This window comes from Parabacteroides sp. CT06, assembly GCF_002257605.1.
GTDB lineage: Bacteria > Bacteroidota > Bacteroidia > Bacteroidales > Tannerellaceae > Parabacteroides > Parabacteroides distasonis.
In genome coordinates, this window is record NZ_CP022754.1 from 754,866 (window position 1) to 769,297 (window position 14,432).

16 protein-coding genes are annotated in these 14,432 nt (G+C 36.5%); 13 read left to right on the forward strand and 3 right to left on the reverse strand.

Features of this window, described 5'->3' with window-relative positions:
- Positions 1-3: 3 nt before the first annotated feature.
- The 3 genes from CI960_RS23115 to CI960_RS03215 form a co-directional block, all read right to left on the reverse strand.
- Complete coding sequence (locus CI960_RS23115) at positions 4-114, reverse strand: smalltalk protein (protein ID WP_151896172.1); 111 nt, start codon at positions 112-114, stop codon at positions 4-6.
- 43 nt (positions 115-157) lie between these two features.
- Entirely contained in the window at positions 158-631 is a 474-nt protein-coding gene (locus CI960_RS03210; protein ID WP_005855124.1) for an HU family DNA-binding protein, read from the reverse strand.
- A gap of 212 nt (positions 632-843) precedes the next feature.
- Positions 844-1,071, reverse strand: coding sequence for a DUF4248 domain-containing protein (locus CI960_RS03215; protein WP_005855128.1), 228 nt, complete (start codon positions 1,069-1,071; stop codon positions 844-846).
- A gap of 154 nt (positions 1,072-1,225) precedes the next feature.
- On the opposite strand from CI960_RS03215, the gene CI960_RS03220 reads away from it, so the two are divergent.
- The 13 genes from CI960_RS03220 (at position 1,226) to CI960_RS03280 (ending at position 14,432) form a co-directional block, all read left to right on the forward strand.
- Entirely contained in the window at positions 1,226-1,780 is a 555-nt protein-coding gene (locus tag CI960_RS03220; protein ID WP_005855130.1) for a hypothetical protein, read from the forward strand.
- Between the two features lie 27 nt (positions 1,781-1,807).
- Positions 1,808-3,013, forward strand: a complete 1,206-nt coding sequence (gene wecC, locus CI960_RS03225) for a UDP-N-acetyl-D-mannosamine dehydrogenase (protein ID WP_005855132.1) — start codon at positions 1,808-1,810, stop codon at positions 3,011-3,013.
- A 16-nt stretch (positions 3,014-3,029) separates the two neighbouring features.
- Positions 3,030-4,004 (forward strand): SDR family oxidoreductase, encoded by a 975-nt coding sequence (locus tag CI960_RS03230; protein WP_005855134.1) that lies wholly within the window; start codon positions 3,030-3,032, stop codon positions 4,002-4,004.
- Between the two features lie 2 nt (positions 4,005-4,006).
- Positions 4,007-5,275, forward strand: a complete 1,269-nt coding sequence (locus tag CI960_RS03235) for a nucleotide sugar dehydrogenase (protein ID WP_008780975.1) — start codon at positions 4,007-4,009, stop codon at positions 5,273-5,275.
- An 18-nt stretch (positions 5,276-5,293) separates the two neighbouring features.
- A complete protein-coding gene (locus tag CI960_RS03240; protein ID WP_005855138.1) occupies positions 5,294-6,208 on the forward strand; it encodes a hypothetical protein in 915 nt (304 codons plus the stop codon).
- 31 nt (positions 6,209-6,239) lie between these two features.
- Positions 6,240-7,358 carry a hypothetical protein gene (locus tag CI960_RS03245; RefSeq protein WP_005855140.1) on the forward strand — a complete coding sequence of 373 codons (1,119 nt, stop codon included), beginning with the start codon at positions 6,240-6,242 and terminating at the stop codon, positions 7,356-7,358.
- 165 nt (positions 7,359-7,523) lie between these two features.
- Positions 7,524-8,123 (forward strand): acyltransferase, encoded by a 600-nt coding sequence (locus tag CI960_RS03250; protein ID WP_005855142.1) that lies wholly within the window; start codon positions 7,524-7,526, stop codon positions 8,121-8,123.
- Positions 8,116-9,546, forward strand: a complete 1,431-nt coding sequence (locus CI960_RS03255) for a lipopolysaccharide biosynthesis protein (RefSeq protein WP_011965864.1) — start codon at positions 8,116-8,118, stop codon at positions 9,544-9,546. The genes CI960_RS03250 and CI960_RS03255 overlap by 8 nt, the downstream gene beginning before the upstream one ends.
- A gap of 1 nt (position 9,547) precedes the next feature.
- Positions 9,548-10,267, forward strand: a complete 720-nt coding sequence (locus CI960_RS23805) for an acyltransferase (protein ID WP_005855146.1) — start codon at positions 9,548-9,550, stop codon at positions 10,265-10,267.
- Positions 10,264-11,358 (forward strand): glycosyltransferase family 4 protein, encoded by a 1,095-nt coding sequence (locus CI960_RS03265; RefSeq protein ID WP_005855148.1) that lies wholly within the window; start codon positions 10,264-10,266, stop codon positions 11,356-11,358. The genes CI960_RS23805 and CI960_RS03265 overlap by 4 nt, the downstream gene beginning before the upstream one ends.
- Positions 11,355-12,515 carry a glycosyltransferase gene (locus tag CI960_RS03270; RefSeq protein WP_005855151.1) on the forward strand — a complete coding sequence of 387 codons (1,161 nt, stop codon included), beginning with the start codon at positions 11,355-11,357 and terminating at the stop codon, positions 12,513-12,515. The genes CI960_RS03265 and CI960_RS03270 overlap by 4 nt, the downstream gene beginning before the upstream one ends.
- Positions 12,516-12,844: 329 nt before the next feature.
- Positions 12,845-13,789 (forward strand): hypothetical protein, encoded by a 945-nt coding sequence (locus tag CI960_RS03275; RefSeq protein WP_227211306.1) that lies wholly within the window; start codon positions 12,845-12,847, stop codon positions 13,787-13,789.
- Between the two features lie 10 nt (positions 13,790-13,799).
- Positions 13,800-14,432 (forward strand): hypothetical protein, encoded by a 633-nt coding sequence (locus tag CI960_RS03280; protein ID WP_005855155.1) that lies wholly within the window; start codon positions 13,800-13,802, stop codon positions 14,430-14,432.

A 14,432-nucleotide genomic window follows, 5' to 3' on the forward strand; every position in this document is an offset into this window, starting at 1 on the left:
AATTTAGAAGTGAGAAACACAGGAAGATACACCTAATGCCGTTAAGGCTGCGATAATAGCCTGTACGATAGCTTGGACTATTTTCTTCCAATCGATTTTACTTGAATTGCTCATGTCTGTTCAAATTTGAGGGTGAATAATGTATAGTTCTTGGAGATCAGATCTCGTCGGGACTTTCGGAGTCCCCTTCCTCGGGAGTTACGATAGGTACCCCACCCTTAAAGTCGATTCTCACCAAATTGGTTTTCTCGGGCAGGAGCGCATAACGGAACGTCCCGTTAAGGATCGTATACTCGGCGTTAAACGCTGGTCGGATACTTTTCACCAGCTTGGCTGTCACCTCCTTGGGTGTGCTTACGCTTTTCTCGGTGAGCAACTCGTTGTAGAAGATGCCCAATCCGTCCAGCTTGATCTTGTAACCAAGCGCCATGTGGGTTTGGCAGAAATAAGCGAGACGTTCGATGACCCCGATCACGTCGGCCGGTGTCAAGGCCGACTCTTGTGCGATCTGGGTAGCCACCTGCTTGGTAGTGATTGTACCATAATAATAAGCTTGAGCACTGTAAACAGTTTCTCCCTTACGAGGGCCAATGTTCAAATCGATTTTTCTAGCATAAAAAGGCTGTGCCATAATGTTAAAATTTTAATAGTGAATACTCTGTTATTTTTATCAATGTCATTGACTGATACAAAAGTAAGGAAGTCGAAAACCTCACTTTCCGATGCTTTCGGTTTCATTCCGGTTGTTTCGTTTAAGGCGTTTCCGAAGTGAATAACTAATGGCTTGTCAAGTGAATAACTAGCGGCTATACCTAGTGAATAACTAACGGCTTCAGTTCCCGCTTACGGTTCACCGAGATACTGTACGATGATGCCTGTCTGTTTAGGCGTAAACGTTTTGTTGTGAGGCTTATAGTACGCTTTTTTCAACTCGGTGATCAGGTCGGGGTTATGCTTCATCAGGTTACGGAGGTTTGCGATGGCAGATTCCTCGTTATTTGTATCAGGAAAATAGAGCTTCGCCAACTCCCTTTTGGAGTAGGGGCGGATGCGGAAATTCGGTTCGTTCATATAATAAAAAGTTTTTTTAATGAATACTTTAGATTGCTTTCTCATTCGAATGATATTGCGAAGCTACCGGAGCGAAGACATTAAACCATGAATAAATAAAAGCATTCGGTTATGATTCCGTGCCTATTCGGAAATCCGGGAAATAAATAAAGAAATGAGAGTTGAGGAAAAAAAGACATTTACCAATATACAATTGAGCGATGAAGAATGGTCTCTATACCGATATATCCCCAATGTGGAGAGATTAAAGTATTATGTCGGACGTATGAGAAACTGCATGAATATGGATCATGTGATGGATCACGTCGTGCTCCCCATGTTGCTGCATGAGCTGGAAGTCACCAAGGAAAATTCAGAGAAGAGAGACTTCTACACCCGATTACGCCCATTCATCAAGCACTTACGCGGCTCGTCCGGCACGACGCTGTTTGAGCGTATCACTCGATTGAACGAGATACTGAAAAGGGAGAAACGGTGCGGACAAACATTCGCCGGCATCCTTCAACAAATCAAGATAGAGCCCCCAAAGCTTGGCGAGGAAGCCTCCTGCATCATCGAACTGATCATAAGCTCCTCTCCCGAGAATAGTAATGTGATAAGCGTGAGCCCTATCCTTGTAGGAGTAGAGTATAGAAAGAAAGTCAACCAGAGCATCGGTAGGGAAATCGGCGTGAATGTATCTGGCCGATCTTTACAGGATCGTATATAATATAATTACAATTTTTAACAATAGGGAATGAAAGCATGTTTTATGGGCTTGGGTTATATTGGTTTGCCCACAGCCATTATCGCTGCCAAGCACGGCATTCAGATAACGGGAGTTGATATCAATCCCCATGTAGTGGAAATGACTAATGCGGGACATCTACACATCATTGAACCTGGTATGGAGAAAATGTTACAGGAAGTAGTGAAAACTGGCATGTTGAAGGCTTCGGTTACACCAGAAGTAAGTGATGCTTATTTTATGGTAGTTCCTACCCCTTTCAAGGGAAACCATGAACCTGATGTGAGTTACGTGGAAGCTGCTACTCATGCGGTATTGCCGTTGCTGAAAGAAGGGGATCTTTATGTAATAGAATCCACTTCACCCGTAGGAACCACAGAGGCCATGGCACGCATCATCTTTAATGAACGTCCGGAACTGGAAGGTAAGATTTATATAGCCTATTGTCCGGAGCGCGTATTACCCGGTAATGTGATTTATGAATTGGTACATAATGACCGTGTCATAGGCGGTTTAAATCCTGAATCTACCGATAAGGCCATTGAGTTCTATTCCCAATTTGTACAAGGTACGCTTCACAAAACGAACTGTCGCACGGCAGAAATGTGCAAACTGACGGAGAACTCTAGTCGCGATGTACAAATTGCTTTTGCCAATGAGCTTTCGCTTATCTGCGACAAGGCGGGCATCAATGTTTGGGAGCTTGTCAATCTTGCCAACAAGCATCCGCGTGTGAATATCCTGCAACCCGGTTGCGGTGTTGGGGGACATTGCATTGCGGTGGATCCATACTTTATCACTGCTGATTTCCCTGCGGAAAGTAAGTTGATTAGTGATGCCCGTGAAATTAACAACTACAAGAGTTTCTGGTGTGCCGAGAAAGTGAAGAATGCCATGTTGGAGTTTGAATTGAAACATCATCGCAAACCTTGTGTCGCTATGATGGGACTTGCTTTCAAACCCAATATCGACGATTTGCGTGAAAGCCCGGCAAAATACATCACTACGAAAGTGATGCAGAGTTGCAATAATGCCGATATTTTGGTTGTGGAACCGAATATAAAAAAACACAATGTCTTTAAATTGACTGATTATAAAGAGGCTTATGACAAAGCAGATATCGTGGTGTTTTTGACGGCACACATTCCATTTAGAGAACTGGAATGGAGGGGCGATAAGGTGACATTGGATTTTTGTGGAGTGTTTAAGAAATAAGATGGAGAATTAAAATATGAATAAGATTTTGGTTACTGGAGGAGCCGGGTTTATTGGTTCTAATCTTTGTGAGCATTTGTTGGCTCACAACTATGAAGTGGTATGTTTAGACAATTTTGCCACCGGTAAGCCAGAGAATGTGTTCCCGCTTTTAGAACGCTATTCTGAAAAGTTTAAATTGATAGTCGGTGATATCCGGGTTTTGGCAGATTGTCGCAAAGCAGTGGAGGGTGTGGATTACGTTATGCACGAAGCCGCATTGGGAAGCGTACCTCGTTCTATCAAAGATCCGATTACTACGAACGACACCAATATATCCGGATTCTTGAATATGCTGGTAACCGCCCGAGATGCAGGTGTGAAACGATTTATATATGCTGCAAGTTCGTCTACTTATGGCGACAGCAAGTCACTACCGAAGGTCGAGGATGTGATAGGAAAGCCACTATCTCCTTATGCCATTACCAAGTATGTGAACGAACTCTATGCCGATGTGTTTGCCAAAACATACGGTATGGAATGCATCGGACTGCGCTATTTCAATGTGTTCGGGCGTCGTCAGGATCCGTTTGGCGCATACGCCGCTGTGATTCCATTGTTTGTGAAGAAACTGATGGCTCATGAAAGTCCGGTTATTAATGGTGATGGTGAATACAGCCGCGATTTCACTTATATAGACAATGTGGTTCAGATGAATATGCTGGCTATGACCACCAATAATAAGAATGCTGTAAATCAGATATATAACACAGCCTACGGTGAACGCACCACATTGAACCAACTTGTAGGCTATCTGAAAGAATTTTTGAGCGAGTTTGATTCTGAGATTATTCAAGTGGAAGTGATTCATGGTCCTAACCGTTTAGGAGATATACCCCATTCTCTGGCTTGTATTGACAAAGCCAAATCGTTATTGGGCTATAATCCGCAATACAGTATGCGCGAGGGGTTGAAAGAAGCTGTGAAATGGTATTGGAATAATTTGATATAAAAATGAAAAGTATTAAGATTTGTGTAGTCGGATTAGGATATGTAGGCTTACCGCTTGCCCGACTTTTTTCAACTAAATATCCTACTGTGGGATTTGATATGAATCAAGCTCGTGTGAATGCTTTGATGAAGGGGCATGATGCAACACTTGAAGTTGCTGATGACCTACTTCAGGATGCCATTAACAATCATGGGTTTAAATGTACAACAGATATTGAACAAATTCGCGACTGTAATTTCTACATCGTAGCAGTTCCAACTCCTGTGGATGAGAACAACAATCCGGATTTAACTCCACTTTATGGTGCAAGTACCACTGTTGGAAAGGTGATTTCCAAAGGAGATATTGTAGTCTATGAGTCTACTGTTTATCCCGGTGTTACAGAAGATGAGTGTATTCCAGTTGTGGAAAAAGTGTCCGGATTGAAGTATAATGAAGATTTCTTTGCAGGCTATAGCCCTGAACGTATAAATCCGGGAGATAAACTTCATACAGTTGAAAAAATCAAGAAAGTTACTTCTGGTTCCACAGTTGAAATCGGTAAGAAAGTGAATGAAGTTTATGCGTCCGTCATTACAGCTGGTACCCACCTTGCTTCAACTATCAAGGTGGCAGAAGCCGCTAAAGTTATCGAAAACTCGCAGCGTGATATAAACATCGCTTTTGTCAACGAACTTTCCAAAATTTTCACTAAGATGGGAATTGACACGCAGGATGTGCTTGAGGCAGCTTCCACAAAGTGGAATTTTCTTCCATTCAAGCCGGGACTTGTAGGCGGACATTGCATAGGTGTCGATCCTTATTATCTCGCTCAGTGTGCGCAGCGTCACGGATACAACCCTGAAATCATTCTTGCCGGTCGACGTATGAATGATGGCATGGGAGAATATGTAGCCAACGAAGTAGTGAAACTTATGTTGAAAAAAGGTATTCAGGTGTTGGGGGCAAACATCTTGATATTAGGTTTTACATTCAAGGAAAACTGTCCTGATGTGCGCAACACAAAGGTTATTGATATTTATAATGCTCTACGAGAGTATAATGTTAATATAACAATTTATGATCCATGGGCAAATCCGGCAATCGTAGAACACGAATATGGAATAAAAGTAACGAATCAACTTCCAATGAAAAAGTATGACACTGCAATTCTTGCCGTTGCTCACAAGGAATTTACGGAGTTAGATATATTGTCAATGCTTAACGACAATCATATAATTTATGATGTCAAAGGATTCCTTGACAAACAAATAGTGAATGGTCGATTGTAATTTAAATTAAATGCATTAATGAAGAGATTTACTTTGTGGAATAGCTATGTTGCAATAACTGAAAGTAAAGAGTTTGTTGATTGGAACAAAACAAAAATTATAGGCAGTTTTAAATGTCCGGCTTTTTCCTATAGATCAAGTACTCAGATAAAAGCAGACCCTTTTTTATTTGAGTATAACAACGCTATATATCTCTTCTACGAAGAAAAGTATAAAAACGGGAAAGGTTATATTGTCTGTACTTGGACATCGGATTTAAAAAACTGGTCTCAACCGGTTGTAGTATTGAAGGAACCATTTCATTTGTCATTCCCTTATGTATTTAAGATAAATGATAAAATTTATATGCTTCCGGAAAGTAATGAATCAAATGAGTTGAGGTTATATGAGTGTGTTGACTTCCCATATAAATGGAAATTAAACAAAATTATCTTTGATAATGGAAAATATGTAGACTCATCTATTATTTGCAAGGGCGACATCTACTATTTGTTTACTACACATAAAACTGAAAACTCTTTTTATCATGAATTATATTACTGCAATGATTTATTAAGCGATAAGTGGATAAAACATCCGCAATCTCCAATCTCGAATAATCCTAAATTTGCTCGTAACGGAGGCTCCGTTTTTTCGCATAATAACAATCTGTTCCGTCCTGCTCAAGATTGCTCGGTATCCTACGGGAATAATTTGTCGATATTTAATGTAACACATTTATCTATTGATAAATATGAAGAAACGCTTGTTGCGACTAATTTCTTTCCTAAATATAAATTCAAACACGGAGGACATCACTTTTCGCATATCGAATATAAAGGTCAAAATATAATAGCTTTTGATAAAAAATCAAGAGAATATGCGATAACTCCACTGTTTTCTTCGCTTTATGCTTTAATTTGTAGACTGATGAAGATTACATCTCATAAATAGTTCAAACAACTACAGATTTAAACGATATAATATGAATAGAGAAGTAGTAGTTATAGGTGGCAATCATCACAATACTTTATCAATACTTAGAAGCTTAGGTGAAAAAGGTATAAAGTCGTTGTTAATTGTTTTATCTCCATACGATCCTAAACCATTTGTAGGTTATAGTAAATATATTCAGAAGAAGATAGTAGTGACAAATATAAATGAAATTTCATCGGCTATGTATTCTCTTCACACGACAGCAGAAAAAGCTATTGTTATAGCCTGTAATGATTGCATTTCCAGTTATCTCGATATGAACCACAATAATCTTTCCAAAGATTTTGTACTCCCGGGCTCAAAGGATGAAGGAATGATAACTCACTTCATGGACAAAGGTGCAATGGCACAACTTGCTGTAAAAAGCGGACTAAATATTCCAAAATCAATTATCATTTCGACGGCAAATCCTGAATTTGAATCGATTACTTACCCATGTATCAGTAAACCTCTTGTAAGCAAAAACGGCTCAAAATCGGATATTGTTATTTGTGAGGACGAAAGTGCGTTAAGAAAATATTTAAATCATTGCAGATGCGATAAAATAATAATTCAGGAGTATATCTCAAAAGATATTGAATTTCAGCTTATTGGCTGTTCTATTAAGGAAGGGGATAAAATAATTATTCCGGGAGTATCAATAATACTTCGTCAACCTATGAACGGCAACACGGGATTTTTGCGATATTTCCCAATTAAAGAGTTTACCTACGATAAATCTTCTTGTTTTGAGTTTATACGAAGCACAGGTTATTCAGGACTTTTTAGTGTTGAATTTATTCGGGATAAGAATGGTACTGATTACTTTATGGAAATAAATTTCCGCAATGATGGGAACTCGATATGTGTTACAGCTTCCGGTATGAATCTTCCATATATATGGTATCTTTATAATTGCGGTGAAAACATAGAAAGTGAATTATGTTATGATTCAATGAGAGAGGTACTTGTGATGCCGGAATTTCAAGATTTTAAAAATGTCAAACATAGACAGATCAGCCTGAGTAATTGGCTTAAAGATGTTAAGAAAACAGATCGGTTTATGGTGTTTAGCAAGCACGACCAAAAACCATTTTGGATGGTTGTTTTCAAGCAATTTTTTCATTAAATAGGTAGCTAAGCACTATCTGATGTCAACCATCGCATTATAATAAAAATAACACGTTAATTTAAGATAGATTTATATTGTCAAAGACTGATTCAGATGCCAGGGGAAATTTCCGATGGCTTTAATTCTTATTTGATTATAATATAGTTTGCAAAAATTAATACAATGAATTACAATTCACTAAGAGTTTTCAATAAAGTAAATCAACTTTGTAGGAATTGGAGAAGCCAATTATATTCTCTTTTTGTTTTTGGCTCAAGCAAATATATTTACAAAGGAAAAAACGTTCACATTTATGGGTTTAAAACACTGTCAATAGGGAAAGCTTGCCATATAATGGATAATTCTGATATACGAGGAAATGTAAATATCGGGAACAATGTTTTTATTCATGAAAATGTATTAATTAGATCCATGGAGTGTTCTATATCAATCGGAAATAATACGACTGTAAATCGAAATACTAACATATTGGCACAAGTAACAATAGGTTCAAATGTGTCCATAGCTCCGAATGTTGTAATAGTAGGAATGAATCATGTATTTTCGAATCTTGATGATACAATTAAATCTCAAGGTAGCACATCCAAAGGGATTATCATTGAAGATGATGTGTGGATAGCAACAAATGTTTCCATTCTTGATGGTATTACAATTGGGAAAGGTTCTGTTATTGCAGCAGGTGCAGTTGTAAATAAAGATGTTCCACCTTATTCAGTAATGGCGGGTGTACCGGCAAAAGTTGTCAAGCAAAGGAATGGGTAATACAAAGCATTACATTTGGTCTGCGGTTGATAAATTCGGTACGCAAATTATAAGTTTTGTCAGCAATATCCTTATTGCAAGGATATTGTCTCCCGATGACTATGGTTTGGTGGCTATGCTTGCCATATTCACAACAATCGTCATGAGCCTTAGTGATGCAGGATTCAATGACGGACTTATTCGCAAATCAGATTGCGATAAAAAAGATTTTGGAACAATTGCATCGTATAATCTTGCAGTTGCCTTATTTATGTTTGCAGTAATGAACATTGCCGCACCATATATTGCTATTTTTTTCGGACGCAATGAATTGACAAACATAGCTAGGGTTCTTGCCATAGGATTTATATTAAAAGCCATTACATTAACTGGATTTGTTCAACTTGTAAAGCAATTAAAATTCAAACAATTGTCGCAAATCAATATCATTTGTTCGCTATTGTCATTCGTAGTGGTTTATACGTTAGCGATTATAGGATTTGGATATTGGGCTTTGGCATTGCAACCTGTTGTTATTGCAATATTCAATATTATATTGTTGCTTATCATTGGAAAATGGAAACCTTATTTCTGTTTTTACAAAAAACGATTCAAAGAAATGTTTGCTTATAGTTCCAATCTTCTTTTGTCGTATATTATAAATCGAATAGGAGAAAATATTTATAGCGTCATTATTGGTAAATCATTTTCCTCGTCTTCGTTGGGGTTTTATAATCAGGCACATAAAATGCAAACAGTTCCAAGCGAAGCTATTCGAAGTATAATAATGACTGCAAGTTATCCGATAATCGCAAACGAAAAGAATCCGAATAAAAGATATGATTTATACTTATCGGTATTCAGTAAGTTTACCTTTATCGTATCGGCAATGGTGTTTTTACTAATGGCTGTATCTGATTTTGCCTTTTATGCATTATTGGGAGAAAAATGGATACCTGCAGCACCTCTGTTCTCAATTTTTATACTAATCACACTAACGTTCCCTCAAAAAGTAGTTAATGCGAATATCATTAAAATTCAAGGAGATTCGGCGTTATATAGGAATTTGTCCTTGCTTGACACGGTATTAAGAATAATAGCACTGCTTGTAACCATGACCTACTCTTTGGAAATGATTGTAGTTGGGCAAGTGGTAGCTGCTTTCATTTCAGCCTACACTTACACTGCGTGTTGTGGAAAGAGGATAGGTTTTTCTACAAAGAAACAGTATCGAATATGGTATTCGATTGTGTGGAAGCCATTAGCGGCATTTTTTGTTAGCAAGGTGATTTTGTCATTCTTCAAAATGGGTTACTGGGGCGATATGTTCAGTGCTGTGTTTTTCTTAGTGGTTTTATGTTCGCTATGCGAACTAACAAAAGACCATACATATATCAACCTGAAAACAATTTATATAACATATTTGAAAAAGCTGTGCAAATAAGATGAATATAAAAAGAGTTATACGATCTCGAATAAGGAATTGGGAATTGCACCTGTCAAAAACTTCTAAGAAAAGATATATAAATTATCTAAGGAAACAGGGTGTTAAGATTGGAGAAAACATTTGGATGACCCCTTGTATTAAAACTGTAAATATAGACATTACAAGACCATCTCTTGTTGAAATCGGAGATTATGTCCGTATTGATAGGAATTTTACCTTGCTTACTCATGATGCGGGATTTTATGTTTTACTCAACAAATGGCATGAATTCATTCCCCAATCAGGAAAAGTAAAGATTGGAAATAATGTATATTTTGCGAGAAATTGTACTGTTTTCAAAGGGGTAACAATCGGTGATAACTGTATTATTGGTTTTGGCTCTGTTGTGACTCATGATATTCCGGCTAATAGTGTTGCTGTTGGTGTACCAGCACGTGTAGTTGGAACTGTGGAGGATTATTACAAAAAAAGAAGTACGAAATGTATAAGTGAAGCATTGGCTTATGCAAAAAGTATAGAGGAAAGATTTCATCGGAAACCGCGATTGGATGAATTTTGGGAAGAATTTCCATTGTTCGTAGATAAAGAGAATATGCATTTGTACCCCCATTTACCTTATAAACGTCAGTTAAGAGATAGCTTTGATTATTGGGTTGAACATCATAAGAGAATTTATGATGGTTTTGAAGAATTCTTAAAGGCTGCCGGGATAGAATGAAAAAAATAGCTATATTATATCCTGCTCATTATGAGCAATCAAGCGGAGGGGCAGAAATACAGATACTCTATTTGATTAATGCTTGCAAGCAGCAGAACTGGGAGATTCATTATATCTTTGAAGATAAGGGAACAGATATAAAAAATAAGGAGAACATCGTGCTGCATCCCTTATGCAAGATGAAGAATTATAAATTCTGTGGAAAAGGGTGGTTCCTATATGAAAAACAGATACTAAGAGAATTAAATGCGATCAAACCGGATACGATATATACGAGAATCGGTTCCTCATGGATAGGTATAGCTACCTCGTATGCAAAAAACCATAAAGTTAAGCATGCTCACGCTTTAGCATCTGATAGCTCGGTAACACGAAAATTATTGGGAAAGCCATTATATCCATTATTCAGTCAAATCGAAACCTATTACATAAATAAAGGTTTGGTAGGTGCAGATGTGATTATCGCTCAGAACGTTTTTCAACAACAAATGTTAAGTAAGCGTTATGGGAAAGAATCAATTTTAGTAAACCAAATGACACCATCTGTTGATGAATCATGTTTGCAAAAAAAATACAATAAGATAAAGATTATCTGGGTTGCAAATTTTAAAGAGTTGAAACATCCGGAATTGTTTGTTCAATTAGCAAAGGATTTAAAAGGTCATTCGGATAGAATCGAAATGTATATGTGTGGAAGATCCACTTCTAAATACAATAATCTTTTACAGGATCTGAATCATATAGATTATTTAAATTATCTGGGAAGTCTTGATCAAGAACAGGTTTTTGATTTGATGAATGAAGCACATATTTTAGTGAACACAAGTGAATATGAGGGCTTCTCAAATACATTTGTTCAAGCATGGATGCGTAAAGTTGTCGTTGTCAGTATGAATTCTAATCCCAGCGATATTCTCACTAGTCAAGGAATTGGTTTCCTAACTCCCAACATGACAAATTTGGTAGCAACCATTCATAAGTTGATTGAACACCCTGAAATAATATCGGAATTGGGTGAAAAATCTTACCAATATGCGTTGGAAAATCATGATTTAAACAAAAACATGAAAAAAATAATTGAAGTGTTATGAATGCAATCCATTGGTTTGAAGCAAAGCAACTTGACAGAGTTACTAATTATTCTTCAAGAACAGAATGTATAAAAAATGTATTAGATTTTGATGGCGAATTATATTACTATTGTTCTTTTTCGGAGAAAAAAGAGTATTATAGCTTTGACAAGAATATTGTTTACTTAGGCCGAATAAAAAATAAATTCCTCAAATTTCTCGAATTTCGTCTATTGATAATATTCAAGACCCTTCAACTTGTTGTGGGTTCAGACTCAAATGTCTTGATGTGTAATCAGGACTTGGTAAAATACCTGAAACCAGCAATTTTTCTAAATAAGTTATTAGGGAAAAATAATAAGTTTGTATTGGATGTACGGACACTACCCACTGTACCTGAAACTTTTGAAAAGGATATGGTTCAATATCAACGTCAGATAAAACACGCATGTAAATCCTTTGACGGATTAAGTTTTATAACTCCATTCCTTGAAAAAGTGTCTTTATCGGGTAATAATGGTGAGATTCCTACAGTTAATTGGAGTTCGGGTGTCAATATAGATTTATTTGATGCTGATAGATATGATTATACAAGAGATACCAAAGCTTTCAGAATCTTTTATCATGGCGGCATATCTCACTCCCGAGGGAATATGGATTTGATCAAAGCGTGCGAAATCATAGCTCAAAAGGGCTATTCAATTGAGTTGGTCCAAATAGGGAAAATAGTGGACAAAGATTTGAAAACCTATATTTCGAAAAAAGGAATCGGACATTGGTGTAAGTTATGTGATGCCAAACCTTTATCTGATATGCCAGCAATGGTGGCACGTTGTGATTTACCAGTTCTTCCCTTTCCCAATTTTATGGCATGGAGGGTGTCAAGTCCTATAAAACTTATGGAGTATCTGGCAATGGGGAAACCGGTGCTTGCACCTGACATGGAATGTTTTACAGATATTCTGGATAAAAACAGCGATATGGTATACTATTATGATATGAATAATGAGCACGTTGTTGAGGAGATTGCTAATGCTATTATCCATATCATAGAGCAACGCGACAATACAAATGCTTTCATTAAAAATCAAGTGTGTATCGATTATGTAAAAGAAAAATTTACATGGAAAGCACAAGTACACCATCTTTATAAATTTTGCAATAAACTATGCCAGTAAATCGAGTAAAGCTTTATTTTTTGTATGCAATACTCTTTCTTGTTTTTACGCAAGGATTTTGGGAACGATATACCCCAATTCCTGCTCAACCTATATTGGAGATACTCATTATAGGAATAACACTATTGTCTTATAAAAATATCTTAAACCCTCTTTGTTATAAATTGCTATTTGTGTTGTCAGTAGGGTTTATATGTTCAATATATACCGCTTCATCAATTGCTTATTTTAAGAGCATCAGGTTTGTCTTGTATTTTTTCTTCTTGTATGATATTTACAGAAGTACTCATTTTGAAATTTATCAGTACCTCCGCTTATTGAAATTTCTAATGGGACTTGTTATCTTGCAAGGAGTTGCTTCTATTATTCAGATATTTATCATAGGAGAACGAATTGAGGGATACGTCGGTTATATGTCCAGTTTAGGTGGATCAACAGCCACAACATTCTTGGTGCTTGTACTGTCAATATGTATGGTGATTCTGCTGTATTCAAACAATAAACTTTCAAGAAAATATATTTATGAGATATTGCTGTGTATAGCCTCTGCAATATTGGTGGGATATTCAAGCGGTAAGCGCACAATCTATTTCATTGCTCCTGTTACACTTGTACTGTCTGTTTTTTTTACGCGTATCTATATTCGTCGCGATCGCTTGATGGAACTTCGAAAAAAGGTAAGATATATAGTCATTGGAACTGTCATATTATTTCCTATATACATAATAGGGGCAACTTCAACACAGTTTAAATTAAATGATCGGATAAAAACAAGTGGTGATAGAATGGAAATTCTGTCAGGTATGATAGAGTATGCTATGTTTTACGAGAATAGTGAACACAATGGAAGTTCTACCGGTCGGTCAGGGACGACTAAAAATATAGTAAAATCAGCATTAAACGATGCCAAATATTTTTTTGTTGGTTCCGGATTTGGTTCCTATAAAGACGAGGAGGCTACAAAAGAAAGAAATGTAATATATGGTATCGTCGGTTTTACACGTGATGTTTTCTCTGGGGGGATGATATTTGCTGTGCTTATGTCTTTATGGCTTATAAAAGTCATTCTGTATCATGACAAAACAGAACAAGACCCATTTTCCATCACTTTAAGATATATGATTCTATTTTCGTTCTTATTTACCCATTTCGCCTATTCTGCTGATTATGTTACTCATCTAAAATTGACATCATTATTGATAGTCATATTACCCATCATCAATACAAAAGAATACGAGCATATAAAAGAACATCTTTGGGCATACATAAAATAGCAATATACTTATGAATATAACATCTTCTATAAAAGAGAAAATACGGTTATATGGGTTTTGGGGTATGATGCAGCGTGTCTTTAAAAGCATCATATATGCCGTTTTTAAGATCAAATGGGAAAAATGTTACTTGATGTCTCGAACAGTTGAAAAGATTGACTATTCACTTTCAGAGAAAGGTATAGAGGTTCGTGAACTTAAAATGGAAGATTATGATAACGAGCTATGGATCACTTATCTAACAGAAGAAAAAAAAGATACGTTACAAAAAAGATTCAAGACAAAAAACACGAAAGGATACGGGGTGTTTGTTAATGGGGTTTTAGCCTGTAGTGCATGGATTTCATTCGGAATTATTGCATATAATGAAGATACCATATTGTTTAAAAACGACAAGGCCGCATTATTATTTGATGCTTACACACATTCGTATTTTAGAGGGAACGGTTATCATAATTATATGATCAAATGGCGTCTAAATGAATTAAAACACAACAAGATAGAAAAAGCTTATACAATAGTCTTTTCTTACAATAAGCCCTCTATGGTTAATCAAAGAAAATGCCGTTTTGATATAGATCAAATATTTTATGTGTTTAAAATAGGCTCCAAAATATATCTCAGTAAATATTCCAATAAATAA

Coding starts and splice junctions, on each gene's coding strand:
- CI960_RS23115 (WP_151896172.1), bottom strand. CDS start 114: ATGAGCAATTCAAGTAAAATCGATTGGAAGAAAATAGTCCAAGCTATC.
- CI960_RS03210 (WP_005855124.1), bottom strand. CDS start 631: ATGGCACAGCCTTTTTATGCTAGAAAAATCGATTTGAACATTGGCCCT.
- CI960_RS03215 (WP_005855128.1), bottom strand. CDS start 1,071: ATGAACGAACCGAATTTCCGCATCCGCCCCTACTCCAAAAGGGAGTTG.
- CI960_RS03220 (WP_005855130.1), top strand. CDS start 1,226: ATGAGAGTTGAGGAAAAAAAGACATTTACCAATATACAATTGAGCGAT.
- wecC (WP_005855132.1), top strand. CDS start 1,808: ATGAAAGCATGTTTTATGGGCTTGGGTTATATTGGTTTGCCCACAGCC.
- CI960_RS03230 (WP_005855134.1), top strand. CDS start 3,030: ATGAATAAGATTTTGGTTACTGGAGGAGCCGGGTTTATTGGTTCTAAT.
- CI960_RS03235 (WP_008780975.1), top strand. CDS start 4,007: ATGAAAAGTATTAAGATTTGTGTAGTCGGATTAGGATATGTAGGCTTA.
- CI960_RS03240 (WP_005855138.1), top strand. CDS start 5,294: ATGAAGAGATTTACTTTGTGGAATAGCTATGTTGCAATAACTGAAAGT.
- CI960_RS03245 (WP_005855140.1), top strand. CDS start 6,240: ATGAATAGAGAAGTAGTAGTTATAGGTGGCAATCATCACAATACTTTA.
- CI960_RS03250 (WP_005855142.1), top strand. CDS start 7,524: ATGAATTACAATTCACTAAGAGTTTTCAATAAAGTAAATCAACTTTGT.
- CI960_RS03255 (WP_011965864.1), top strand. CDS start 8,116: ATGGGTAATACAAAGCATTACATTTGGTCTGCGGTTGATAAATTCGGT.
- CI960_RS23805 (WP_005855146.1), top strand. CDS start 9,548: ATGAATATAAAAAGAGTTATACGATCTCGAATAAGGAATTGGGAATTG.
- CI960_RS03265 (WP_005855148.1), top strand. CDS start 10,264: ATGAAAAAAATAGCTATATTATATCCTGCTCATTATGAGCAATCAAGC.
- CI960_RS03270 (WP_005855151.1), top strand. CDS start 11,355: ATGAATGCAATCCATTGGTTTGAAGCAAAGCAACTTGACAGAGTTACT.
- CI960_RS03275 (WP_227211306.1), top strand. CDS start 12,845: ATGGGACTTGTTATCTTGCAAGGAGTTGCTTCTATTATTCAGATATTT.
- CI960_RS03280 (WP_005855155.1), top strand. CDS start 13,800: ATGAATATAACATCTTCTATAAAAGAGAAAATACGGTTATATGGGTTT.